This is a genomic window from Streptomyces sp. NBC_01808 (assembly GCF_035917395.1).
In the GTDB taxonomy this organism is placed as follows: Bacteria; Actinomycetota; Actinomycetes; order Streptomycetales; family Streptomycetaceae; genus Streptomyces.
Window position 1 is genome coordinate 7,393,137 of the sequence record NZ_CP109072.1, and the last position, 24,968, is coordinate 7,418,104.

The following is a 24,968-nucleotide window of genomic DNA, read 5'->3' on the forward strand; positions in this document are numbered from 1 at the left end:
GGGACGGCGAACGGCATGAACGAGAACCCGCTCGACCTGCTGCCCGAGGTGCTCCTCGCCGGCTCCGCCGTGCTCGGCCTGCTGCTCGGCGCCTGGCTGCCGCGGCGGCGGCAGTGGCTGGTCGGCGCGCTGGGCCTGGCGGCGGGTACGGCGGGGATCGCCGCGGCGGCCGTGGCGGCGGGCGGCGGGCCCATGGCCGCCTTCGACGGTGCCTTCGCCGTCGACACCGTGACGTCGACCGGCCGCGTCGTCATCCTCGCCGGCACCCTGACCGTGCTGCTGCTCGGCTTCGCCCCGTTCCGCGGCGACGCGCGCGAGAGCGAGTTCCACGTCCTCGTCCAACTCGCCGCCCTGGGCGCCCTGATGCTCGCCGGCGCCCAGGACCTGCTGCTGCTCGCCGCCGCGTACCTGCTGGCGAGCGTGCCCTCGTACACCCTGGCCGGCTTCCGCAAGGACGCTCCAGGCACCGAGGCGGCGCTGAAGTACTTCGTCACCGGCGCCCTGCTCGGCGTCGTCATGCTCGCGGGCATCACCGTGCTGTACGCGGCCGGCCGCGCCAGCGCGTACCCCGCGCTCGGCGACGCGCTGCCCGGCGCCCCGGCCGTCCTCGTGACCGCCGGCACCGTCGGGCTGCTGGCCGGGCTGCTCTTCAAGACCGGCGCCGTGCCCGGCCACTTCTGGGTGCCCGACGCCGTCGAGGGCAGCAGCCCGCCCGCCGCCGCGCTGCTCACCACCCTGCCCAAGGTCGGCGCGCTCGCCGCGCTCTACCGGCTGGCCGCCGTGCCGCTCGCCGGCACCGACGTGCCCTGGGACGAACTGGTCGCGGTGCTCGCCGCCGCGTCCATGACGCTCGGCAACCTGGCCGCGTTCTTCCAGACCGACGTCAAACGGCTGCTCGCCTACTCCACCGTCAGCCAGGTCGGCTACCTGCTCCTGCCCGTCGCCGTGGCCACCCGCGCCGACGGGGCCCAGCGGGCGCTGCTGTTCTACCTCGCCGGCTACGCGGTGACGAACCTCGGCGCCTTCGCCGTCGTCTGCGCCCTGCCGCACGCCCGCACCCTGGCCGACTACCGCGGCCTGCTGCGCGCCCACCCGGGCCTCGCGCTCAGCCTCGCCGTCTGCCTGCTCGGGCTCCTGGGCACCCCGCCCACCGCGGTCTTCCTCGGCAAGCTGGAGGTCTTCACCGCGGCCGTCGACGGCGGTTACCTCTGGCTCGCCGTCCTCGCCGCGGTCAACACCGTGGCGTCCCTCTTCTACTATCTGCGCTGGATCCGCCCGGCGTTCGCCACCGCCGCCGGGCCCGGACCGCAGCCGCTCGTCCGGTCCGCCGCCCTGACCGCGTACGCCACGGCCGCCGCCTCCGTCGCCCTCGGCGTCACCGCGGGGCCGGTCCTGGACCTCCTCGGCGGACCGCTCACCCGCTGACCGGCCACCCGCCGGCCGGCCGCGCCGGGCGCGGGCTCACTCGCAGGTGACGCTGTCGCGCGGGGTGTACGTCGTGTTGAACGTCTCCCGGTCGACCTCCCGGCCGCCGGACTTGAATATCCGCTCCACCTCGACGTCGAAGCCCTCCAGCGGGGTCTGCGGCTCGCAGGAGTCCGCGTCGCCCTTGCGGGTGCCCGCCTCCACCACGTTGGTCCGCGGACCCTTGACCGACTCGATCTCGTCGTACTTCCTGGTGCCGAGGAAGGAGATCGTCACGGAGTCCTCCGTGGCGCTCGCCGCCACGTAGATGGCGTTGCCCGAGTCGTTCCGGAACTTGAGGTCGAGGCTGCCCCAGGCCACGGTCGCCTCCCGGCCCTCCGGGTAGCGCTCGATGTAGAACGAGTGGGCCCCGTACTCCTCGAAGTCGACGCCCGCGAAGAAGGCGGCGTTGAAGACGGTGGTCGCGACCGCCGAGACCCCGCCGCCGGTGGCCCGCGTGTACTTGCCGTCCAGGATCATGATCCCTTCCACGAACCCGTTGGCCTCCGTCCGTTCGCCCACGGTGTCGTTGAAGCTCCAGGTACCGTCCGGGAGCACGACCGAGCCGTCGATCAGCTTCGCGGCCTGGCCGACGTTCTGCGTGCGGTACGGGGCGGGCGGGAACTCGACGGTGAAGCTGGACATCTGCTCCTTGATGCCCAGCTCGCCGGCGTTCTCGCCGGTGAGCTGCGGCTGGTCGACCCGGGCGGCCACCGGCCCCGTACGGGCGTCCGTACCCTCCTCGGGCAGCAGCTCAAGCACGGCCTTCGCCAGCGCCGTCGGCGTGATCTCGCGGCCCTCGGTGGCCTCGGCGGCCACCACGACCCGCTCGCCGTCCCAGCGCAGCCTGGCGTTCTCGGCCTCCCCGCCGACCTGTCCGATCTGGGCCGCCACCTCGGGCGCGCGGAAGAGCCCGCGGCCGTCGAGCCGGGGCGTCAGCCGGTCCGCGTCGTCCGGCTCCATCGCGAGGTGCTCGCCCAGCACCTCCGGGGCTATCTCGATCTCCCCGCCGCCCCGGACGGTGAGCGTGACCGGCCCGGACATGGCCGGAGCGGCGAACCGGGCCAGGGCGCGGTCGACTTCCTCCGCGCCGACCGCGGGCTCGACCTCGCGCACCGGGAGCACCAGCGGGTCGTCCTCCCGGTCCGGGGCGGCGTCCTCCAGTTCCGCCAGCGCGCCGTCCACGTCGAGCGACCTGCCCGCGCGCGGCTGCACGGCCGCGGGCTCGCCGCCGTGGAAGGCGATCGAGCCGTCGCGCACCTTGCGGTCGTACGACTCGGCGAGGGAGGCGAGCTCCGCGCGGCCCTTCTCCCCGTCCACGCGGATCACCGGGTCGACGTCATCGCCGCCCCCGGAGAAGAGCCGGCCTATGACGGTCAGCGGGCCGGAGCCGGACTGCGCGGCGTCGTCCACGGTCGCCTCGGCGTCCAGCGTGACGCCCGCCGCCCGGGAGTCGAGTTCGCCGGCCTCGTCGCCCATGCGCACGGGCAGGCGGTCCGGTACGAGCTCCGCCCGGTTCCGCTCCAGCTTCTCCTGGGCCTCCGCACGGCTCATGCCCCCTATGTCGAGGTCGAGCACGCGGGTTCCCGAGGGTATGTCGTCACCGCCGGCCAGCAGGCCGATGACGTAGAGGAAGCCGAAGACGACCGCGACGGCCGCGGCCGCGATGCCCGCCAGCAGCGGGGGCCGGTAACGGCCGGCGGGCTGGCTGTCGGGCGCCTCGCGACCCGGGGAACGGAGCACGAACTCTCCTCTGCATGGCTCGACCTCTGGCCGTCGGCTGTTTTGCGCTAATCACCTTAGCGGAGGTCTGTGACACCCCGGCCGGGCGGGGGTGGTGGTGAACGGAGCCGGCGGCGCCGTCCGCAGGTCAGCCCAGCGCCGGGGCGCAGGCCAGCAGCAGCGGCGGTAACGGTGCGGCGAGGGAGGCGGCGACCAGGCTCCATCCGGTGACGCGGCGCGGCTTGTGCTGCGGCGCCAGCATCCGGCGCAGCCGGATCAGCGCCCCCGGGCCGCCGGCGCCGAACGCCGCCTCCGGGGCCTGGCCCGCCGCGACCTCGCACATCGCGGTCGCCAGGACGTCGCGCGGGTGCGCCGACATCGCGCGGTCGTCCGCGATCATCTCCAGCAGCAGCGCGGTCTGTTCGCGTCCCAGCCGGGCCAGCGGCAGGCCGGGGAAGGCGCGTTGGAACGCGCGGGTGGTGGCGTGCAGCAGGTGGTGGCGGCCGTCGAGGTGCGCGCGCTCGTGGGCCAGTACGGCGCGCAACTGCGCGTCGGTCAGCGCGTCGAGCGCGCCCTGCGTCACCACGATGCGCCGGGACCTGCCGGGCAGGCAGTAGACGGCCGCGGCGGGGTGGTCCACCACCGTCACCCCGTACTCCGGGTCCTGGCGGCCGACGAGCGCGAGCATGCCGAGGGAGCGGCGCCGCGCGCGTCCCGTCTGCCGCAGGCAGTGCAGCAGCCAGCAGGTCGGGACCAGGAGGACGACGAGCGGCGGCAGCATGAGCAGGGCGTCCGCCGGGGTCGGCGCGGGGCCGCCGGTGGCGGCCCGGGGCAGGCCGCAGACGCCGAGCAGGCCGACGAGGCCATCGTGCATGTGCTGCTCGGCGAGGGCCAGTTGGTAGCCGGCCGACGCGGCGGTGACGACGAACGCCGCCATCAGTCCCTGCCAGACGACCACCGCGGCCTTCGGCGCCCGGTACGCCCACCGCGCCCCGGCCAGCGCGTACGGTGCCACCGCCCCGGCGAGGGCGGCGTAAGCGGCCAGCGCGAGGACGGTGGTCACGGGCAGGGCCGCCGCTTCGCCGACCGCAGGGCGGAGCGCAGCGCGTCGACGTCCGCCGTCGACATCTGCTCCACGAAGCTCATCAGGGCGCCGGCCGGGTCGGGGTTGCTGCCGAGCGCGTCCTGCATCAGCGCGGCGGTGTACTCCTGGCGGGTCAGGGTCGGCTCGTACACCCAGGCCCTGCCGTTCTTCGCGCGCCGGAGGACGCCCTTGCGGTGGAGGATGTCGGCGACGGTCTTGACCGTGCTGTAGGCGAGGGGGCGCGTCTTGTTCAGATCCGCGAGGACGTCGCGCGCCGTCGCGGGCCGCCCCCAGCCCCAGAGGCGTTCCATGATCTCCGCCTCCAGCTCACCCAGACGTCGCACGCTCGCTCCCTTCGGGCCCGGCCCGGCGGTGGGCCGCGGCATCGGCGCGGCCTCATCGTAGTCGCGGCGCCGGCCGGGAACCGGGCCGGGGCGACGGTAGCCGTTAAGGAAGTTAGCGTTTCGCGTGCGGGAGGCCGCGTCAAGCGCGGGTGCGCGCTCCGGCGTTGGGGGAAACGGTCGCGGGCCGGACGGTGGGGATCACCGCCCGGCCCGCGGTGCGGATCAGGCCCGGCCCACCAGCTCGTAGCCCGCCTCCTCGACCGCGCCGCGCACCTGCGCGTCGTCGAGCGCGGTGCCCGCCCGGACGGAGACCGTCCCGGTGGCGGCGTCGGCCTTGACGGAGGTCACGCCGGGGAGGGCGGAGATCTCCTTGGTGACGGACGCCTCGCAGTGCGCGCATGTCATGCCGCTGACGGTGAAGACGGTGCCGGTCTGCGGGGCGGCCTCGGTGGTGGAGCCGCCGCCGCAACTGCCGTCGGTGGAGCAGCAGGAGTTGCCTTCGCTCATGGTTCTTCCTCCGGGATGACAGGTGGAACGCGAGGGGCGTGTGCCGCACTCACTCGCCTGAGGTTAATACCCCTAGGGGGTATTCGCAAGTCGCCGCCCGATCTCCACCGGGAGCCGGGAGCGGCCGGGTGCCGGGACATCATCCGCCCCACGGGCACCGGTGGCGGTCTACAACACCTGCGTTCCGCGGCGTACAACTGACGGGCGGGCGTTCCACAGGATCGCCCGCTCGATCGGCCCGTATTGACCTGAACTCCTCCGTATCGTCCCGTACTGCTCCTGTACCGTACGAGTCCCGGGAGGACCCTTGGACGCCGAGCTCTCCGACCTCTCCCGCCGCCGCTTCCTCCAGACCACGGCCGCCGCCACCGCGGCCACCGCCGGCGCCGTCCTCGACACCCCGGCCGCCGCCGCACCGCGCGGCGCCGCCGGCACCCTCTCCTTCACCGCCGCCACCAACGGCTCCGCCACCCTCGCCCCGGCCGGCGACCGCCTCGTCGCCGAAGTGCAGAACGTCCTCTGGTCGATCCCTCGAAAGGGTGGCAAGGCGACCGCCCTGACCACCGCCGGACTGGAGCCCAACCGCCCGCAGTTCGCGCCCGACGGCAGCCGCCTGGTCGTGTGCGCCTACCGCGGCGGCGGCTTCCACCTGTGGACCCTGCGGCCCGACGGCTCCGGGCTCACCCAGCTCACCGACGGGCCCCACGACGACCGCGCGCCCGCCTGGTCGCCCGACGGCAGCCGCATCGCGTTCTGCTCGGAGCGCGGCGGCGACCCGGTGGCCGGCAGCCCGTACCGCATCTGGATCCTCACGGTCGCCACCGGCGAACTCGCCCAGGCCACCGGGCTGCCCGACCAGCAGGGTCCCCACCAGGGCGGCGCCTGGGAGGACTTCGACCCGGCCTGGTCGCCGGACGGCGCGCGGGTGTTCTTCGTCCGCGCCGCGGTCGGCGCCGGCGGCACGCTCACGGCCCGCACCGTCGCCTCCGTGGCCGCGGACGGGCCGGGGGAGGTGCGTACCGAGCACACGGAGACCACCGAGGCGCAGGTGATGACCCCGGCGGTCGGCCCCGGCGGCCGGCTCGCGTATCTCCGTACGACCGCCGCGCCTTCGGCGTCGTGCACGCTCGTCGTCGACGGCGCGCCCGTCGACCTCGGCGACGCGGACGTGTCGCCCGTACCGCCCCGCTGGATCTCCGGCGACGCACTGCTCCTCACCGCCGGCGGCCAGTTCCGCATCGTGAACCCCGCGGCCCCCGCCAGGCCGGAGACCATCCCCTTCGCCGCCGCGCTGCCCGTCGACCGCCCGCGGTACCGCACCAAGGCGTACGACTTCGCCGACGGCGGCGTCCGCCGGGTACGCGCCGTCCACCTGCCCGCGCTGTCGCCCGACGGCCGCAGCCTGGCGTTCTGCGCCCTCGGCGCGCTCTGGACCGCGGACGTCACCGGCGGCGGCAAGCCGCGCAAGGTCCTCCAGGCGGAGAAGACCCGCTACGTGCTCGCCCCCGTCTGGACCCCCGACGGCCGCGGCCTGGTCTACGCCGACGACCGCGAAGGACTCTTCGCCGTCCGCCGCCGCGACCTCGACTCCGGCGAGGAGACCGTACTCGCCGACGGCGGCCGGGTCTTCCCCGCGCTCTCCCCGGACGGGACGCGGCTCGCGTGCGTCGACATGACCGGCAACCTCGTCGTGACCGACCTCGGCTCCGGTACGGAGAAGGTGCTCGCCGCGCCGCTGGGCGCGGGCGGGCTGCCGGGCCGGCCGAGCTGGTCGCCGGACGGGCGCTACCTCGCACTCTGCGACCGCAACCGGCTCAACCAGCGCTTCCGCGAGGGCTACAACCTCATCCGCATCGTCGACGCCGCCACCGGCGCCGCCCGCCTCCACCCCGTCGCCCCGCACACCTCGATCTCCGACCGCTACGACTCGGGACCCGTCTGGTCGCCGGACGGCCGGTGGCTGGCGGTGGTCGCGGAGTCCGCGCTGTGGCTGCTTCCCGTACGGCCCGACGGCACCCCCGACGGCGACCCGCGGCAACTGACCGACGAGGCCGCCGACCACCCGTCGTTCTCCGGCGACGGTGGGCGGGTGGCGTACCTGTCGGCGGGGCGCGTCCGCATCGCCGACGTCGCCTCCGGCGCCGCCCGTACGGTCCGCATCCCGCTCGACTACCGCCGCCCCGTCGCCCCCGACACCGTCGTGCACGCCGGGCGGCTCTGGGACGGCACCTCCGACGCCGTACGCGACGACGCCGACATCGTCATCCGCCGCGGCCGCGTCACCGCCGTCGAACCGCACCGCGCCGGCCGCCCCGCGGAGCGCCGCGTCGACGCCTCCGCGCGCACCGTCATCCCCGGGCTCTGGGACGCCCACATCCACCCCTGGCAGTCCACCTACGGCGGCCGGCAGACCGCGCTGCAACTCGCGTACGGCATCACCACCACCGTGTCGCTGGGCGGCTTCGCCTACGAACAGGCCCGCATCCGCGAGGCAGCCGACGCCGGCGAACTGGCGGGCCCCCGGCTGCTGGCCACCGGCGAACTGCTCGACGGCGCGCGCGTCGCGTACAGCATGGGCCGCGCCCACGGCACCCGGGCCGGGCTGCGGCGTTCGCTGGCGCGGGCGGAAGGGCTCGACTGGGACTTCGTCAAGACGTATGTGCGCGCGCCCGGTTGGGTGATGACGGAGGCGGCGGCGTTCGCGCACGAGCGGCTGGGGGTACGCAGCGGCAGCCACCTGTGCTCGCCGGGCATCCAGCTCGGCCAGGACCTGACGACGCATCTGCAGGCCACGCAGCGGCTGGAGTTCGGCCACGCGACGACGGCCTCGGGGCGCGCGTACGCCGATCTCGTCGACATCTACGCCGCCACCGGCGACTTCCACCTCATCGCCACCCCCTTCACCGCGCTCCCGCTGCTCGGCGCCGACCCGGCGCTGGCCGCGGACCCGCGGGTGACGGTGCTGATGCCGCCGTGGGACACCGCGGCCGTCACGCAGCGCGCCGGGCAGCCGCCCAGCGAGGCGGAGCTGCGGACCCTGGCCACGGAGACGGACGTCTACCGCCGGATCCTGGCCGCGGACGGCACCGTCGCCCTCGGCACCGACCAGCCGCTCGTCCCCGTGGGCCTCCACCTCCACCTCGCCCTGCGCGCCCTGCACCGCGCGGGCCTCTCCGCGACCGAGGCGCTCCGCACCGCCACGGTGCTCCCGGCCCGGGCCTTCGGCGCGGCGAAGGACCTCGGCACGCTGGAGCCGGGCAAGTACGCCGACGTGACGGTGATCGACGGCGACCCGTTCACGGACTTCGCCACCCTGGTGCGCACCGAGTCGGTCCTGCGCGGCGGCAGGCCGTTCGCGCAGGAGGACCTGGTGCGGTCCTTCGAGCCGCGGGCGACCCCGCGCGCCGACGTGGACTGGCTGGACGTCGGCCGCCTCATGCGCCGCGACGGCTGCTGCGACACGGGCCTGTAGCCCGCGCCCGATCCGGGCCCGGTCCTCCCCGCGGGGAGGACCGGGCCCATCCTGGTGCGGGACACCGACGCGAGGGTCGGGGACAGGGAAGGGAGTGGCCCGTGGGTGGACTGCCGGGTTCTGTCGCGGAGTTGCGTGCCGCGGCGGCGGGGCTCGCCCTCGCCGGCGCCCCCCGGCGGCCGTGACGCTTGCCGGCCGCTTCCATGCCGTCCCCGTTCCGGATTCACCCGAAAGGACATACCGGCCATGACCCGCACGGTACCGCTGGGGTGCAACTCGGCGGCGAGCGCGGGGAGCGCGATGGTGTGGCCGTTGCGGTCCGATATCTGACGAAGGAGGGCCAGCCCGTCGGGATCGGGTGCGGTGAAGTGGCGCGTCTCACCGCTGAGGGGATTGAGACGGTGTAGTCGCCGGAGTCGGTACGGCGCAAGGGCCAGCGAGGAACGCCTTCGCCGTCTTCCCCGCCCACCGCAGCAGCGCGTCCTCACCGGCCATGCCCTTGATCTGCCGCAACGCATCCGCCACGTCATCGGCGAAGTCATGCAACTCACGTGCCAACTGCTTGACCCGCTCCGGATCCCCCGGCGTGGGATCGTCAGCCAGGTCGAGGATGTGCCAGTCGGTGGGACGGTGACCCACGAGATCTCCCCCAAGTGCGGCATACCATCGCCAACCACGATAGCGGCGCCTGAAACGATCGGCACGAGGGTGCCGCGCGTCAGGGCGAGGCCGTGTGGAGCTTGCCGAACTCGTGGATGGCAAGGGCGTAGGACGCCCCGCCGGTGGTCCCGGCGGGGCGTCCCTCGGGGCGTTTCCCGGGTTGCGGCGGTCAGTTCGGGTAGAGCTGCTGCTGCGGGATGATCTGCTGGTCCTGGCCCGGGCTGGACCAGAGGAGCTTCATGTGGGCGTCGCCCGTCTGCTCCGCGTACTCGACCTTGAGGGAGTGGCGGGTGCCCGCCTTGAGGTCGACCTGGGCCTTGTCGACGCTGATGTCGTGCGGCGTCCAGTTGTCGATGACGAGCTTGCCGTCGAGCCAGACGCGCACGTTGTCGTCCGAGACCGTGGTCAGGGTGTACGTCTCGGAGCGACGCGGTTCGACGCCGCCGGTCCAGCGGACGCTGAAGCCGTCGGCCGGGATGTTCTCCGCCGGTGAACCGGTGTACTTCCAGGAGTGGTTGATGTCCGCGTCCGTGCGGGTGACCTTCGGCGTGCCGGTCAGCGCGGGGTTGTCGTAGACCTCCTGCTTCAGGCCGGTGCCGCGGCCCGGTGCGGCCGTCGGGCCGGGGTCGACGGTCAGCTCGATGACGGTGGCGGCGTCGTTGGTGGCGCTGCCGGCGGGGGTGAGGTCGAAGCCGTCGCCGGCCTCGGTGACGGTGACCTGCTGGTCGGAGCCGAGCACGCGGGCCGACGTCACGTCGATGTCCGTACGGGCCTTGAGGTGCAGGGAGCCGCCGCCGGCGGGCCACTTGGTGACGGCGGCGTAGAGCTTGTCGCCCTTGCGGCTGACGAAGCCCCAGTCGGGCTGCTCGACCAGCCCGCCGAACCCGGCGCCGTAGACGGCGTCGCCCTGGCCCGCGGTACGCAGCCAGTCGCCCATCTCGCCGAGCCGCTGGACGGAGGGCTCGGGGATGCGCCCGCGGGCGTCGGGGCCGACGTTGAGGAGGTAGTTGCCGCTGCGGGAGGCGGTGGAGAGCAGGTTGCGTACGAGCGAGGCGCTGGACTTCCAGTTCTCGTCGTAACGGGCGTACCCCCAGTGGCCGTTGAGGGTCATGCAGGACTCCCAGAGCTGCCCGTCGACCGGCGCGCCGGGGATCTCCTGCTCCGGGGTGCCGTAGTCGCCGTCGGTCACCCGGCGCTTGCCGATCCGGTTGTTGACGATGAGGTCGGGGTCGAGCCCGCGGAGGTACGTCTCCAGGCGCTCGCCGTCCTGCGCGGTCCAGGGGTTGTGCGGCCTGTCCGTCGCCCACTCGCCGTCGAACCACAGCAGCGCGGGGTCGTACGTGTCGACCAGCTCCTTGAGCTGGGCGTACATGCGCTTCTCGTACCGCGGGAAGGTCGCCGGGTCGGCGAAGTCCGGGTCGTGCCAGTCCCAGATCGAGTAGTAGAAGCCGAGCTTGATGCCGGCCTTCTTCGCGGCCGTCTTCAGCTCGGCCATGATGTCCCGGCGCTTGTCGAACGCCGAGTGGTCGCGCAGGTTCCACGAGTTGACCTTCGTCGGCCACATCGCGTAGCCGTCGTGGTGCTTCGACGTGATGACGATGTAGCGCATGCCGGCGTCCTTGGCCGCCCCGACGACGGCCTCGGCGTCGAAGTCGGCGGGGTTGAAGGTCGCGGCCTGCTTCTCGTACTCCTCGTTCGGGATGGTGCACTGCCGCTTGATCCACTCGGCGTCACGGCAGACGCTGCCGTCGGGGCGGGTGTACTCGCCCTCCAGGTTGGAGTACGCGCCGAAGTGGATGAACATCCCGAACCGGTCCTGCCGGAACCAGCTCGTCCGCTCGGACGTGAAGGGGTCGTCCACGGCGTGATCGGTCCCGGGCCCGCTGGCGGGCGGCGCGGCGGCGGGTGTGGCGGCCGCGCCGGCGGGCAGCGCTGCGGCGGCGAGTGCGGCGGCGACGAGCAGGGGCAGTGCGGTGACTCTCCGCGTGGTGCGGGGGCGAGGGGTGTGCATCGCAGCTCCAATTCATCGGATGACCCGGAAGGTAGGAACGGATACATCGGATGTCAATGGGCAGCGCACCGGCAGACTTCTCTTAGGGGTGGCGGGTTGCGGATGATAGGTCCGATGTATCGGACTGCTGGGGCCCGTTCAGACCCCGCAGCGCCCGAGCTACGTGAAGCGCAGCTTGTCCTTTCTGGCGAGGTGGAGGGTCAGGAACGCCTGGCCCGCCATCGCGCCGATGCGGTGTTCGCGCCCGTAGTACGTGTTCTCGCCGGACGCCCCGTACGTGCGGCCGTCGTCGAACCGGGCCATCATGCCGAGCTGCTCCTCGTTGTGGAGGCGCTCCCAGGAGGCGGCGGCCGGGTCGATGCCGGTGTCCTGGGCGGTGAGGGAGACCAGCAGGTCGAAGTTGCCGAAGTAGAAGGGGAAGTGGGTGCCCCAGTCGTTGCCCTCGGGGTAGTAGATCTCGCCGCTGCGCGGCTGGTAGATGGTCTTCATGGTGCCGTCGGGGGCCGGGAAGGGCAGGTCGACGAGGGCGGAGTAGACGCGGGTGATGTTGTGCAGGGCGGCGCGCGGTGCGGCGCGCCCCGCGAGGCCGTAGACGAAGCCCTCGTAGAGGCTCTGGTCGAACGCGACCATGTAGAGCGGGTGCAGGATGTGGTGGTTGTCCAGGGTGCCGTCGTCGGCGATGTTCGTGCCCTGGAGCCAGGTGGACAGCTCGATGCCGTTGATCGTCTCGCCACCGGTGAGGTCCGCGGGGCAGGCGGCGGCGGCCAGCAGGAGTTCGATGTTGCGGCGGGCCCAGACGGCCGCGCGCGGGTGGTCCGGCATCATGGCCTCGGCCAGCGAGAGGACGGCGGCGTTCCAGTTGTCCTCCTCCGCCTTGCTGTCGCCGGGGGTGACGGCGGTGCCGTCGCGGCGCTTCTCGTAGAGCTGTTCGCCGGAAGTGCCGATGAGGTAGACGTCGTTGCCGGTGGTGAGCCGGTCCGCCTCCCAGGCCGTCATCGCGGCGAGGTGGCCGCGCTCCTGGTCGTCCAGCTCGTCCCAGAAGAGCCAGCCGGCCAGGGCGGTGTAGTACGCCCACAGGGCGCTCTGCCAGACGTTGCCCCAACGGGTGGCGGGATTGGTGTTGTTGGCCAGGTGCCGGGCAGCGATGGTGCGGATCAGGTTGCGGGTGCGGATGGTGGCGTTGGCGGCGGAGAGGGTACGCGGGTCGTAGACCCCGGTGACCAGCGCGGTGGTGGCGGCGACCGCGGCCATCGCGGGCAGGCGGATGGCGCGCTCGTCGGTGCCGCGGAGGTCGATGTAGCCGTCGGGGAGGTACGAGCGGTAAGTCCCGGCGTACCAGGGGCCGATGAGATAGCGCGCGCTGCCCGCCAGGATCGCCTTGACCCGCCGTCCGGCGGCGTCGTCGGCGCCGTACGAACCGAGCCGGGTCCAGTCGATGGGCACGACCCCGCCGGCGGCCGCGGCCGTACCGGCAGCCCGGGCGGCGGCCGGCAGTCCGAGTACCGAGGCGGCGCCGACGGCGGCGGAGAAGCCGAGGAGGTGGCGGCGGGACAGACGGTGCGAAGAGGTCATACGGCGCTCCTGCGGTCCGTGAGGTGAGTGTCTCTGTGGATTCTCACGTGGGAATGGCATCTGACAAGGGGCGGCGTCGATACGCTGCCCACCGCTCGGGGCCGTCGGGGAAGAGCCGGCGGCCGCGCCGCTTCGGGAGGAGATCCGTGGAGGACGAGTCGCAGTCAGGGGAAGCGAGCCCGGCGGTGCAGAAGCGCGTGCGGGAAAGCTTCGACCGGCAGGGGCTGATGCGCCATCTCGGGGCGAGGATCACCCTGATCGCGCCGGGCCGCGTGCACATCGTGCTGCCCGCGCGGCCCGAAGTCACCCAGCAGCACGGCTACTTCCACGCGGGCGCCACGAGCGCGATCGCGGACAGCGCGGGCGGGTACGCCGGGTACACGCTCTTCCCCGAGGACGCCGACGTGCTCACCGTCGAGTACAAGATCAACCTCCTCGCACCCGCGGTGGGCGAACACCTGGAGGCGGTGGGGACGGTGCTGAAGTCCGGGCGCACCCTGACGGTGTGCGGTCTTGAGGTCTTCGGGCACCGCGCCGACGGCGTACGCAAGCTCGTCGCCAACGGCCAGCAGACGCTGATCAGCGTGCCGCGGGAGCGATGACCCCGCGTAGGCTGGCCGTGACCTTGTGGGGGGTTTCCGATGCGCCGAATCCCGGCGGGCTGTGCCCTTGTGATCGCTCTGCCCGCCGGGTTCTCCGGGTCCGACGAACTCGACCCGGTCACCGGTGAGTGGGCGGCCGACGGCGCGCAGCCCGCGGGCTTAGCGCACTTCGCGGACAACGCGACGATCGGCGTCGACGGCGGCAAGGCCACGCTCGGTACGCCGCCGTCGAGCCTGTGCGGCGGCGCGACCGTGGAGGCGACCGGCGACGACCGCTTCCGGATCGCCTTCGCCGGCGCCGGTTCGTGCGTCACCGTCAACGTGCCGGTGAGCCTGGACGTCCGGGTCGACGGCGACACCCTCCAGGCCACCCCGGCCGGCGCCCCGGGTGACGCGGTGTTCCGCTTCCGCCGCGCGGACTGAACGGCGGCGCAGGACGCCGGGCCGGTCCGCGTCAGTCGATACGGCGGGCGAGGAGGGCCGCCTGGGCGCGGTCGCGGCAGCCGGTCTTGGCCAGGAGGCGGCTGACGTGGCTCTTCACGGTGTGCTCCGAGACGACGAGGCGGGCCGCGATCTCGGCGTTGCTCAACCCCTCGCCGATCAGGGTGAGGACGTCGTGCTCGCGCGGGGTGAGGCCGGCGACGAGGTCCAGGCCCGTGCGGCGGGTGCGGCGGTCGGCGGCGTAGCTGTGGATGAGTCGGCGGGCGACGCTGGGGCTCAGCGCGCCGTCCCCGGCGGCCGTGGCCTCGACGGCGGCGGTGATCTGCTCGTACGACGCGCTCTTGAGCAGGAAGCCGCCGGCGCCGCCGGTGAGGGCCTCGTCCACGTACTCGTCCATGTCGAAGGTCGTGAGCATCAGCACCCGCGTACGGTCCAGAAGCCCGTGCTCCGCGAGCCGGGCCAGCACCCACAGCCCGTCGTGGCCCGGCATGCGCACGTCGAGCATGAGGACGTCCGGCGCGAGATCGCGGGCCAGCCGCAGGGCGTGGTCGCCGTCGCCCGCGGTGCCGACGACGGTGAAGCCGGGGCGGGTTTCGAGCATCAGGCGCAGCCCGTCGCGTACGACGCGCTCGTCGTCGGCGATGACGACGCGCACGGGGGCGGCCCCGGGGTCAGCGTTCGGCACCAACGGTCCCTCCCACCGGGGACGTCGCCGGGGGGACGGCCGAAGGCGCCACCGAGGAATCCGCCGGGACCGCCGCCGGGATGGTGGCCGTGACGGCGAAGCGGCCGTCCGCCACCGGGCCCGCCGTGAGGTCGCCGCCGAGGGCCGCGATGCGCTCGCGCAGCCCGGTGAGGCCGACGCCGCTGCCGGGGGAGGGGGTGTGGCCGGGCGGCGGCGGGCCGCAATCGACCCGTACCCGGGTGCCGCGCGCGTCGGCGCCGACCCGGATCTCGACCTCCGCCCCCGGCGCGTGACGGCGGGCGTTGGTCAGCGACTCCTGGATCAGCCGGTACGCGGCGAGCTGCACGGGACGCGGCAGCGCGGCGGCCGACTCGCCGATCTCCAGGCGCACCAGGCCGCCCGCCCGCTCCGCGGCCGCCACCAGCCGCGGCACGTCGGCGAGCCGGGGCGCCGGGCTGCGCGGGGCCGCCTCGCCGGTCTGGTCGCGCAGGACGCCCAGCATGTCGCGCATCTCCGTGGTCGCCTGCCGGCCCGCGCTCGCGACGGCGTCGATGCCCTCGCGCGCCCAGTCCGGCAGTTCGCCGGAGCGCGCCCGCAGCGTCTCGGCGTGCAGCACGAGCAGCGTGAGGGAGTGGGCCGCGACGTCGTGCATGTCGCGGGCGATCCGCACCCGTTCGGCCGCCGCCGCCCGCTCCGCGCGCAGCGCCTGCTCGCGCTGGGCGTCCGCCGCGCGCCGCTCTGCGGCGGCCAGTTCCTCGCGCCGGCCGCGCGCGGCCAGCCCCAGCGCCCAGGCGGCGGGCAGCGGCGCGAGCACGGCCAGCACGTCGGAGCCGCCGCGCCAGTCGTCGGCCGCCGTGGCGTGGTTGACCACCACGGCGACGGCGACGAGCGCCGCGCCGCCGGCCAGGGCGAGCGCGGAGTGCCGGGGCGGCGCGTGGGCCCCGGCCGCGTACAGCGCGAACGCCAGCGGCAGGACGGCCAGCGGGGTCAGGCCCACCTCGGCCCACGCGCAGGCCACCTCGGTGACGATCAGCGCGAGCAGCACGCCGGTCAGCGCCGCCAGCGGGCGGCGCCTGCGTACGGCGAGGCCCAGGGCGGCGGCGAGGCCGTAGCCGGCGAGGGCGAGCCAGCCGGCGGCGGAGCTGTCGGTGGTGGCCTGGTCGAGGAACGCCGGCGCCAGCGCCGCCGCCACCACGGCGACCTCCAGCGCCGCCACGGACCCGGGGCGGGCGGCGGCGAGCAGGGCGGGGGTGTCGGGCGTCGCGGTCATCGTCCCGAGCGTACGGGGCCGGCACGCGGCCCCGCGCCGTCCGCGGGAGCGATCCGCGGCGGCTCCGACTGGTCCCTGAGAGTGAGACGGACGCGGGGCGATGGGCTCGCGGCGGCGATGCCCGCGCGGGCCCGCCTCGCGCTCAATGGCCTCATGGCAGCGAACGCGAAGATCCCGAACGACCCCGCCCCGCCCCCGGGGCCGCACCCCGGGCCGCCTCCCGGTCCCACCCGGCTGGGCCGGACACTGCGGCGGACGAAGTGGCTCGTGGTGCTCGTGTGGCTGGCGCTGGCCGCCGCCGGCACCGTCCTGGCCGCCGGGCTCGGCGACGTCCAGCGCGACGACGCCGCCGCGTACCTGCCCAGCGGCTACGAGTCCAGCGTCGTCGCCGAGTTGACCGAACCCGACGCCGACCACCCGCGGGGCGAGACCGCCCTCGTCGTCTTCAGCCGGGAGCAAGGACCGCTCACCGGCGCCGACCGCGCGGCCGTCACCGCCGGCCGCACGGCGCTGACCGCCGTCGACGCCCCGGGCGTCGGGCAGCCCGGCGCGCCGGTGGTCTCCGACGACGGCCGGGCCGCACTCGTCCCCGTACGCATCCAGCCCGAACACGCCGACGACGAGCGGCTGGAGAACGGCGTGGCGGCGCTGCGGACCGCGCTCGACGGCATCGGCGGCTCCGGCCTGCGCGTCCAGGTCGCCGGCGAGGCCGCTCTCGGCGTCGACAACAGCGGCGGCGACGTGGACGCGGCGCTCATGCTCACCTCCATGGTGATCGTGGCGGTCCTGCTGCTGCTCACCTACCGCAGCCCGGTGCTGTGGCTCGTACCGCTGCTCGCCGCACTGGCCGCCGTGCTGACCGCCCGCGGCGCGGCGTACGGGCTCGCCAGGGCCGGCCTTTCGGTCACCGACCTCTCCTCCGCCATCCTCATCGTCCTGGTCTTCGGCGCCGCCACCGACTACGCGCTGCTGCTCCTGGCCCGCTACCGCGAGGAACTCGCCCGCCACCCCGACCGGCACGAGGCCATGGCCGAGGCGCTGCGCCGCACCACCCCCGCCATCGTCGCCAGCGCCGGTACGGTCGTCGCCGGCCTGCTGTGCCTGCTGGTCGCCGACCTCGCCGGGCTGCGCGGCCTCGGCCCGGTCGCCGCGTCCGGCATCGCCGTCGCGCTGCTCGCCATGCTCACGCTGCTGCCGGCCCTGCTGGTGTGCGCGGGCCGCTGGCTGCTGTGGCCGCGCAGCCCGTACCCCGGCAAGCCGCGCGGCGCGGACAGCCACCGCATGTGGAGCGCGCTCGGCAGCCGCGTCGTCCGACGGCCCCTGCGCTACGCGGTCCTCACCACCCTGGCCCTGGCCGCCGGCGCGGTCGGCCTGACCGGGCTGCACACCTCCGCCGACCCGCTGGACAAGGTGCCGCCGTCCGCCGAGTCCGCCGCGGGGCAGCGGGTGCTCACCGCCCACTTCCCCGACGGGGTCTCCGCACCCCTGACCGTCGTCCTGCCCGCCGACGCCGCGCCCGGCACCCTCCGCGCCGCCGAACGCACCGCCGCCGCCCTGCCCGGGGTCGCCTCCGCCGAACCCGGCGACCCGGTCGCCGGGCGGCCCACCGTGCGCGTGGAACTGGACGCCGACCCGTACGGCGACGCGGCCCGTGACACCATCCGCCAACTCCGCCTCGACCTCGCCCGCGTCACCGACGGCGCTCTCGTCGGCGGCACCCCCGCCGTCCAGCTCGACTACCGCAGTGCGGCCCTGGACGACACCGGACGCATCGTCCCGCTCGTGCTGCTCGCCGTCGCCGTCATCCTCACCCTGCTGCTGCGCTCCCTGGTCGCTCCGCTGGTGCTGATGGCCGCGAACGTCCTGTCGTTCGCGGCCTCGCTGGGGCTGGCGACGCTGGTCTTCGACCACGTGATGGGCTTCGGCGGCGTGGCCGCGGACCTCTTCGTCTACATCTTCGTCTTCCTCGTCGCCCTCGGCGTCGACTACACGATCTTCCTGATGGAGCGCGTCCGCGAGGAACGCCGCCACGCCCCCACCCACGAGGCCGTCCACCGCGGCCTCACGGCCACCGGCGGCGTCATCACCGCCGCGGGCCTGGTCCTGGCAGGCACCTTCGCCGCCCTGGGCCAGATCCCGGACGTGACGGTCGCCGAGGTAGGCATAGCGGTGGCGATCGGCGTCCTGATCGACACCTTCCTCGTACGCTCCCTGCTGATCCCGGCCGCGGTCACCCTCCTCGGCGAGAAGACCTGGTGGCCGTCCCGCCCGCCACGACGGTAGGCCGGGCCGTCAGCGCCCGTACCGGATGACTCCGTCGACGGGAGGCCGGCGGTCCGCGACCCGTTCGAGCAACGGGCTCTCCCGGAGAGGCGACTCCAGCTCGTAGTCGGCCCAGGTGACACCGCCCGCGATGACGTACGTCTCCACCGACCCGGCCTCCAGCAGGTAGATCTCGTGTCCCGCCCGGATCTCCCCGAGCCTGCCCTCCAGCGCCGCCCGCTCCGGCGGCGCGGCCCGGCGCAGATGCACGGGACCCAGGTCGTTCCAACTGGAGATCCGCCACAGGTCGGAGAAGAGGATGTCCCGTACGACAAGGGTGTCGTCCACGTCGAGGTCTTCCAGCGGCGGAGTGCCGCGGAAGACCGCGCACGGGTAGGTGGGCCGGTAGACCAGCAGCCCGAAGTGACGCTCGTCCCGGAACTCGGGCTCCGCTTCTTCCCGCCGTTCGGTCGTCACGTCACGGGCCTCCATTCGTCGAATTTTCTGTTCCAGCGATAGAAGTCGACCTTATCCATCAGGCCGGCTTTGTGGACTTGGATCAGTTCCCACTGGGTCGCGAAGATGCGCCCGTTGGCGAACGCGTCGTCCGCCAGGTGCAGGCCGCCGGCGTCGTTGAGCGCACGGTTCAGCGCGCGCGCCGGTCCGCCGCCCGCGGCGGGCAGGCCGTCGAGCATGAAGGAGATGCGGCCTTCGCCGCGGCCCACCCTGGCGATCGCGTTGACCACCTCGTCCTGCCAGGTGGCGGCGAACGCCGGATCCATGAAGTGCCGGGCCTGTACGACCTCGGCGAAGTCCTGCACCTGGAGACCGCCGCGCGTGCTGCGGCCGAGGGCCACGTGGTCGAGCGGGCCGATGAAGCACGGGGTGAGACCCAGCGGGTCGAACCACGTGTGCGGGTTGTGGACGTAGGCGTACGGGTTGGGTGCCGGGGTGAGCCCGAGTGGGTCCGGACTCGCGTAACGCGCCGTGTCCGGGTCGTAGTAGCGCTGGCAGTTGTAGTGGAGACCGGTCTCCGGATCGAAGTACTGGCCCGGGAAGCGCAGTGGGGTGTAGGCGGCGGAGTCGGCGGGCCAGCGGGTGTGGCCCCAGAGGGTGTGCTGGGCCCGCCACACGACCCGCCCGTGCGGATCGACCAGTTCGGCCGGGGTTCCGACGAGGTCGGTGACGATGGCGAAGAAGCGGGAGTCGACTTCCTCCTGCGTGGCGGCCGCCGTCAGCCGCTCCGCCTGCGCGACGGGCTGCAGCCCGTCGTACTCCCAGGTCAGGGTGGTGTGATGGGGCTGCCCCGCGGTCACCGTGGTCTGTTCCACCAGGGTGTTCCCGTCCCAGGTGAACAGGGTCTCCTCGGCGACCGCGGAGCCGTCGGGCGTCATCCGGCGCTTGGCGAGGCGGCGGCCGAACGGGTCGTAGAGGTAGTGCCAGACGGTGCCGTCGGGGGTGGTGACTGCGCTGATCCTGTCCTCGGCGTCCCACTCGTAGCGCCAGACCTCCGGCTTGCGCGACAGCCGGGTCCTGGTGCGTACGGTGACGCGTCCGGCGGCGTCGTACGTGTAGCGGATCCGGCCCGCGCCGACGAGGCGGCCGTCGTCCAGCTCACGGGCCCCCTGGGCGTCCGGGGCCCACCCCTCGGGCCAGGACGCCCGCGTCTGGTTCCCGGCGGGGTCGTACGCGTACTCCTCGCGCCAGCCGGCGGCCTCGACGCCGGTGACCCGGCCGACGGGGTCGAGCCGGAAGCGGCGTGAGCCGCGGTCGTCCTCGACGTGGACGAGGTGGCCGTCGCCGCGGTAGCCGTACCGGCGCCGGAGCACGTCGTCAGCGGGGGTGTGCACCCGCTGCTCGGCGAGGCGGCCGGCCGCGTCCCAGGCGCTGTCCAGAAGGAGGCCGTCGTCGATCGCCCTCGTCGTCTCGCGGCCTGTGGCATCGAAGGCCGAGCGGATGACGTGGCCGGCGAAGTCCACCGCGGTGCGCTGCCCCGTCTCGTCGTAGCCGTAGCGGGAACGGCTGCCGCCGGGCGTCACGCGCTCCGTGGGCCGTCCGATCGCGTCGTGCGCGAGGGTCAGCGTGCGGCCGTTGACCGTCTCGGTGGTCGGCCGGCCGAGGGCGTCATGGGTGCGCTGCAGGTCGCAGCCGGGGGCGGTGGCCCGCAGGAGCCTGCCGAGCGGGTCATGCGCGAACGTCGTGGGGGCGCCGTCCACGAGCTTGGCCACGATCTGGCCGGTCCAGTCCCGCTCGAACTCCACGGTCTGGCCGAGCGGGTTGGTTCGCGAGGACATCCGCCCCGCGGCGTCGTGGCCGTAGGTGATGCGGACGCCGTGGAAGTCGGTCTCGGCGGTGAGGTTTCCGGCCGGATCGTACTCGTACGTCCACTCCCGGCCCTCGGGGTCGGCCACCGCGGTCAGTCGCAGCAGCGGGTCGTAGGTGTAGCGGTACGTCGCCCCGTCGGGGTTGGTACGCGCGGCGAGGAGGTCGAAGTGGGTGTACTCGTAGCGGGTGGCGCCGGCCTGCGCGTCGCGGTGGCCGACGCAGTTGCCCTCGCCGTCGTACTCCCAGGTCTCCCGTGCACCGTCGGGCCCGGTACGGACGGCGAGTCTGCCCTCTACCGTCCAGCGCAGCCGGGTGACCCCGCCGTGCTGGTCCGTCACCTCGGTCACCCTGCCGAAGGCGTCGTGGCGGCGGACGATGCGGTGGCCGGCGGAGGTGGCGATGGTCAGGGGCAGCCCCGCGGCGTCGCACTTCACGTGCGTCGACTGGCCCAGTGGATCGGTGATCCCGGCGAGATGGCCGAACTCGTCGTACTCGTAGCTGGTGAAGGACCCGGCGGGGTCGGTGACCGACACGACCCGGCCCCGGGAGTCGTACCGCCAGAACCAACTGGCGCCGTCGGTGAGCCGGAGTGAGGTGAGCCTGCCGAGTTCGGAGTACGTCAGCTCCGACTCGGTGCCGTCCGGGTGGACCACCCGGGTCGGCTGGCCGGCCGGGTTGTTGGTGTAACGGGTGGTGTGGCCGAGGGGGTCAGTCTCGGAGACGACATGGTGGTGCGCATCGTACGCGGTGCGGGAGATTGCCCCGAGGGGGTTGATCTCGGCGACGACCTGGGTGTTCTCGTTGATCACGAAGCGTGTGGTGGCGCCCTCCGGGGTGGTGAGCGTGGTGATGCGCGCGCCCGGCCACGCGGGATCGGAGCCGTCGTAGGCGAGGACGAGGGCGAGGACGCCGGACTCGCCGCGCTGCGCGACGCAGCGGTCGTGCTCGTCGTACGTGTACGTGTAGCGGCGGGTGTTGCGGTCGGTCCACGAGGTGATGCGCAGCCGCTCGTCGTAGGTGAAGCGCAGCGGGAGACCGGAGGAGTTGACGTCCTCGGTCAGGTTGCCGTCCTCGTCGTAGGCGAAGCTCTTGACGGTGACGTCGGTGCCGTCGTCGGCGGCGCCGGCGAGGGCCAGGGCGGTGATGCGGTCCCCGGCCGTGGTGACCTTGATGTGGTAGCCGCCGGAGTGCCGGATACCGGCGGGGGCGCCGTCCTCGTCGTAGCCGAAGTCGAGGGTGTGGCCGTCACGGTCCGACACCTGCTCGATACGGGCGACGCCGGCGCCGAGGACGTCGTCGTCCGCGGGAGGCGCGAAGCGGCGGGTGCGGCCGCTGACGGGGTCGGTGACGCGGTAGCCGCCGCCCTCCAGGCGCCGCAGCGGCCAGCGGGGACCTTCCTCGGGCAGGACGTCCTCATCGGTGCCGGCGGGATGCGGGTACTTGAGCAGCAGCCCGTCCTCCGAGACGAGGACCACGCCGTCGTCCTCGACCTCCACCCGCTGGTCGGCGGTGGAGGTCCACGTGGGGCCGAACCAGCGGCCGGCGAGGTAACCCGACTCCGCCCGACGGGTGAACACCAGCGGCAACGCACCCGGCAGCTCGACGTCGGTCTGCGTCAGGAACATCTTTCCCGTCGCCATGTCCACCGGGTCACCACAGCCGCGGATGACGTTCTTGAGGCGGTTGTAGGCCCCCTTGGCTCCGCTCGCGAGCATGTCGCCGCCGCGTTTGGCCAGCCCCAGGACGGCGGACTTCATGGACTTCAGACCCTTGAGCGCGTTCAGCCCGCCCTTCAGGCCCTTGGCCAGGCCGCCGAGGGTGGTGAGGCCCTTCATGCCGGGGATGCAGTCCAGCGCGGCGAAGGCGACGTCCCACAGGGAGGCTTGGCCGTTCATGTACTTGTAGAGCGTGTCGGCCAGGACGACGAGGGCGGCGGCGAGGAAGACCCACGCGAGGGGTCCGCCGATGATGAGGACGACGATGCCGAGGACGGCGACGATGACCTTGCAGACGTTGACGATGGTGTCCCAGTTGGGCCGGGACGGCCGGCCGCGGGCCCGGTGACGGTTCGCGCTCGCACCTGCGCGGGATGTGCTCATCGCGGCGGTAGCGTCGCTGTTCGGCAAGTCACGACGGGATCGGTGTCGGATCCGGGCGGCGGCGTTCGTGGAAGAGGTGAGAGGGCGCCCGCCCGGGGCTGGGCCGCGGCGGCGCGGCGCGCGCGGCGTACGACCGGGCGATCGAGCTGGCGGGCAACACCGCCGAGATCGCGTATCTGACGTGCCGCCGCGGCGAGTTGGGATGAGGAGGCGGGCGGTCAGCGGTCGTCGGTGTCCGCGAAGGTCTCGCTGATCATGCGGGTGGCGAAGTCCGGGTCGTCGGTGAGGCGGTTGATGTACTCGGCGAGCAGCAGGGCGGTCGCCTCCAGGGGGTTCATCTCGTCCCGCGACCAGTCGCCGAACTGCCGCCGCCACAGGCTGGGGCTGAGCCCCGTGCCCGCCGCGACGAGCAGCCCCGCCATGGTCGGGATCGTCTCGGCGCGGATGCTCGCGGGCATCATGCGCAGCGACGCCACGAGGTTGGGCACCACGTACTCCACGACGTCCTTCTGCTGCGCCTCGTGGGCCATGCGCAGCCACTTCATGAACATGAAGATGAGCGTGCACGTGCCGTCCAGCACGTCGTCGACGCCTTTCGGGCCCGTGGCGCCGGTGAGCCGGCCGACGAGCGCCCGCTGCTCGGCGTCCGTCCCGGTCCTGCCGTCGCGGATGCCCTTGAGCTGGGAGTCGATCAGCATGAGGGCGGCGCCCACATCACCGGCGGACGCGTACCTGGGGTCGCAGGGCGATGTCATGGGACTCCCTCACCGGATGATGAGCATATGTAGCTCTACGTAGTTCTACCGCAGAGTCTGCGTGAGGCGGGGTGTTCGGGGTTCACTCGTTGGGGCGGCGCACCGGGGCGGGGGAGGGGCGAACGGCCGTGTCAGCGCGCCTCGTTGAGCGCGCCAAGCTGCCGGCGGTACGACAGCACCGCGGTCACCGCGAAGACCAGCGGCAGCCCGGCGCCCATGACGGTGTACGGCGCGAGGACGGTCTCCAAGATCTCCGGCAGGCTCACGAACAGCGGCACGAGCATCAGCGCGACCAGCGGGATGAACGACACGAACGTGCAGGCGAAGCCCACCACCATCGCCGAACGCCGGGCGACCAGCCGGTCGATCCGGGCAGCGGCGGCCGGGTCCTGCGCCCAGCCCGCGCCGCGCAGCCGCTCCCAGTGCGCGCGCAGCGCGGCGACCTCGCGGTCGACGTCGACGTGGCGGTCGTCGAGGTACGGCAGTTGCAGCCGGCTGCCGTCCGGCCCGTAGGCGCAGGTGAGCACCTCCGGCGCATGGCTCTGGGTGCCGGCGCCGGGGTTGGGCTCGATCCGCAGGTCCTGGATCTGCGCCCAGGCCAGGGAGCGCTGCCGGACGACCCTAGCGCTGGACCTTGCCGTCCTCGATGCGGGTCTGGCCGAGCGGCGTCGCGTCGCGGAACTCCGGCAGCGTCATGGGCTTGTCGTAGAGGAAGAAGCTCTGGTTGCTGCCGATGGTGAACTCCATGTACGCGCCGGTGGTGGCGTCGAAGCCGTAGTACGCGCTGCACTGGCCGCCCGAGTAGTAGACGCCGTCCATGCCGGGCGCCGTCTTCGTCACCATGCCGCTCTGGGAGGAGTCGACCTCCTCCGGCGGGGTGAGCATGGCGCAGTACGAGACCGGCAGCCCTTCGAGGACGAAGTAGCCGTACTCGCCGTTGGCGTTCTGCAGGTAGACGTACGACAGCTTCCCGGGCTTCTCCCAGTTGTCGACCCACTTGTTGATGGTCTCCCGCGTCGGGGAGTACCGCATCGCGTCCGCCGGCTGGCGCTGGACGAGCCGGTCGTAGCCGGACTGCTTGGTCCGCGACTCCTGGGCCTGGGAGGAGTCGTCCGTGCAGGCCGCGGCGGTGAACGCGAGGGCGGCGGTCGCGGTGAGGGCGGTGAGGATACGGGTCAGGCGGCGCACGAGGTCTCCTTCGCGTCGGTGCTCAGCTCGGCGGGCAGCCCGGCGTCCTTGAACGCCTTGCGGTGCTCCTGCCGGGACTTGGCGTTGTAGTCGTTGACCAGCTCGGACCGGGCGGCGCGCAGCGCGGTGAGGGAGGTGGTGATCTGATCGGTGCGGTACTCGGACGGCTTGGTGTCCAGCTCGTCCTGGAGCGCGCCGATCTCGTCCTCCTTCGTCTGCACCGCCGCGCACAGGTCGAAGAACTCCTCATAGGTGGAGATGCGGAACTCGCCCGAGCCCACGGTGCGCTCGCGCGCTTCCGCCGCGCCGCGGAAGGGCGCGGTGGACCAGGCCGCCCCGCCCCAGGCGAAGACGCCGGCGACGTAGACGAGGGCGAGCAGCACGATCCCGGCGAGCGTGTAGCGCAGGGCGCGGCTGCCTTCGGCGAACACTCGTGAGTCGGTGGGCACGGGTCCTCCTCGCGGTCGGTGCGCGGCCGGGCCGGATGCCCGGTTGCGCGCGCGGC

The 24,968-nt window shown here is 73.6% G+C and carries 19 protein-coding genes and 1 pseudogene; 5 read left to right on the forward strand and 15 right to left on the reverse strand.

What is annotated here, in order from left to right:
- The first annotated feature begins 15 nt into the window (after positions 1–15).
- Positions 16–1,425: an NADH-quinone oxidoreductase subunit N gene (locus OG946_RS32480; protein WP_326799513.1), complete on the forward strand. Its 1,410-nt coding sequence runs from the start codon at positions 16–18 to the stop codon at positions 1,423–1,425.
- 36 nt (positions 1,426–1,461) lie between these two features.
- Here OG946_RS32480 and OG946_RS32485 read toward each other — a convergent pair whose 3' ends face one another.
- From OG946_RS32485 to OG946_RS32500, 4 genes are all read right to left on the reverse strand, one after another.
- Positions 1,462–3,207, reverse strand: coding sequence for a VanW family protein (locus tag OG946_RS32485; protein WP_326799514.1), 1,746 nt, complete (start codon positions 3,205–3,207; stop codon positions 1,462–1,464).
- A 127-nt stretch (positions 3,208–3,334) separates the two neighbouring features.
- The gene (locus tag OG946_RS32490; protein ID WP_326799515.1) at positions 3,335–4,249 is read right to left on the reverse strand and encodes a M56 family metallopeptidase; all 915 of its coding nucleotides are present in this window, start codon (positions 4,247–4,249) and stop codon (positions 3,335–3,337) included.
- A complete protein-coding gene (locus OG946_RS32495) occupies positions 4,246–4,614 on the reverse strand; it encodes a BlaI/MecI/CopY family transcriptional regulator (RefSeq protein WP_326799516.1) in 369 nt (122 codons plus the stop codon). The genes OG946_RS32490 and OG946_RS32495 overlap by 4 nt, the downstream gene beginning before the upstream one ends.
- A gap of 222 nt (positions 4,615–4,836) precedes the next feature.
- Positions 4,837–5,121, reverse strand: a complete 285-nt coding sequence (locus OG946_RS32500; protein ID WP_326799517.1) for a heavy-metal-associated domain-containing protein — start codon at positions 5,119–5,121, stop codon at positions 4,837–4,839.
- A 307-nt stretch (positions 5,122–5,428) separates the two neighbouring features.
- On the opposite strand from OG946_RS32500, the gene OG946_RS32505 reads away from it, so the two are divergent.
- Positions 5,429–8,593, forward strand: coding sequence for an amidohydrolase family protein (locus tag OG946_RS32505; RefSeq protein WP_326799518.1), 3,165 nt, complete (start codon positions 5,429–5,431; stop codon positions 8,591–8,593).
- A 441-nt stretch (positions 8,594–9,034) separates the two neighbouring features.
- Here the strand turns inward: OG946_RS32505 and OG946_RS32510 are convergent.
- The 3 genes and pseudogenes from OG946_RS32510 to OG946_RS32520 all read right to left on the reverse strand — a co-directional run.
- A pseudogene (locus OG946_RS32510) lies at positions 9,035–9,232 on the reverse strand (putative T7SS-secreted protein); the annotation flags it as partial.
- 190 nt (positions 9,233–9,422) lie between these two features.
- Positions 9,423–11,264: an alpha-L-fucosidase gene (locus OG946_RS32515; protein ID WP_326799520.1), complete on the reverse strand. Its 1,842-nt coding sequence runs from the start codon at positions 11,262–11,264 to the stop codon at positions 9,423–9,425.
- A 159-nt stretch (positions 11,265–11,423) separates the two neighbouring features.
- On the reverse strand, positions 11,424–12,836 hold the full coding sequence (locus OG946_RS32520) for a hypothetical protein (RefSeq protein ID WP_326799521.1): 1,413 nt from the start codon (positions 12,834–12,836) through the stop codon (positions 11,424–11,426).
- A gap of 146 nt (positions 12,837–12,982) precedes the next feature.
- On the opposite strand from OG946_RS32520, the gene OG946_RS32525 reads away from it, so the two are divergent.
- Positions 12,983–13,438, forward strand: a complete 456-nt coding sequence (locus tag OG946_RS32525) for a PaaI family thioesterase (RefSeq protein ID WP_326799522.1) — start codon at positions 12,983–12,985, stop codon at positions 13,436–13,438.
- A gap of 69 nt (positions 13,439–13,507) precedes the next feature.
- A complete protein-coding gene (locus OG946_RS32530) occupies positions 13,508–13,861 on the forward strand; it encodes a hypothetical protein (protein ID WP_326799523.1) in 354 nt (117 codons plus the stop codon).
- A 31-nt stretch (positions 13,862–13,892) separates the two neighbouring features.
- On the opposite strand, the gene OG946_RS32535 is transcribed toward OG946_RS32530, so the two are convergent.
- Both OG946_RS32535 and OG946_RS32540 read right to left on the reverse strand, forming a co-directional pair.
- Entirely contained in the window at positions 13,893–14,564 is a 672-nt protein-coding gene (locus OG946_RS32535; protein ID WP_326799524.1) for a response regulator transcription factor, read from the reverse strand.
- Positions 14,551–15,834 (reverse strand): sensor histidine kinase, encoded by a 1,284-nt coding sequence (locus OG946_RS32540; RefSeq protein WP_326799525.1) that lies wholly within the window; start codon positions 15,832–15,834, stop codon positions 14,551–14,553. Before OG946_RS32540 ends, OG946_RS32535 begins: the two co-directional genes overlap by 14 nt.
- A gap of 153 nt (positions 15,835–15,987) precedes the next feature.
- Here OG946_RS32540 and OG946_RS32545 point away from each other — a divergent pair, with 153 nt between their 5' ends.
- Positions 15,988–18,117, forward strand: coding sequence for an MMPL family transporter (locus OG946_RS32545; protein ID WP_326799526.1), 2,130 nt, complete (start codon positions 15,988–15,990; stop codon positions 18,115–18,117).
- Between the two features lie 9 nt (positions 18,118–18,126).
- On the opposite strand, the gene OG946_RS32550 is transcribed toward OG946_RS32545, so the two are convergent.
- The 6 genes from OG946_RS32550 to OG946_RS32575 all read right to left on the reverse strand — a co-directional run bounded on the left by OG946_RS32550 (position 18,127) and on the right by OG946_RS32575 (position 24,912).
- Entirely contained in the window at positions 18,127–18,573 is a 447-nt protein-coding gene (locus tag OG946_RS32550) for a hypothetical protein (RefSeq protein WP_326799527.1), read from the reverse strand.
- On the reverse strand, positions 18,570–22,520 hold the full coding sequence (locus tag OG946_RS32555; protein WP_326799528.1) for an RHS repeat-associated core domain-containing protein: 3,951 nt from the start codon (positions 22,518–22,520) through the stop codon (positions 18,570–18,572). Before OG946_RS32555 ends, OG946_RS32550 begins: the two co-directional genes overlap by 4 nt.
- Positions 22,521–22,738: 218 nt before the next feature.
- Complete coding sequence (locus OG946_RS32560) at positions 22,739–23,275, reverse strand: hypothetical protein (RefSeq protein ID WP_326799529.1); 537 nt, start codon at positions 23,273–23,275, stop codon at positions 22,739–22,741.
- A 131-nt stretch (positions 23,276–23,406) separates the two neighbouring features.
- Positions 23,407–23,802, reverse strand: coding sequence for a hypothetical protein (locus tag OG946_RS32565; RefSeq protein ID WP_326799530.1), 396 nt, complete (start codon positions 23,800–23,802; stop codon positions 23,407–23,409).
- Positions 23,803–23,896: 94 nt separating this feature from the next.
- Complete coding sequence (locus OG946_RS32570) at positions 23,897–24,463, reverse strand: hypothetical protein (protein WP_326799531.1); 567 nt, start codon at positions 24,461–24,463, stop codon at positions 23,897–23,899.
- Complete coding sequence (locus OG946_RS32575; RefSeq protein ID WP_326799532.1) at positions 24,451–24,912, reverse strand: hypothetical protein; 462 nt, start codon at positions 24,910–24,912, stop codon at positions 24,451–24,453. The genes OG946_RS32570 and OG946_RS32575 overlap by 13 nt, the downstream gene beginning before the upstream one ends.
- Positions 24,913–24,968 lie beyond the last annotated feature (56 nt).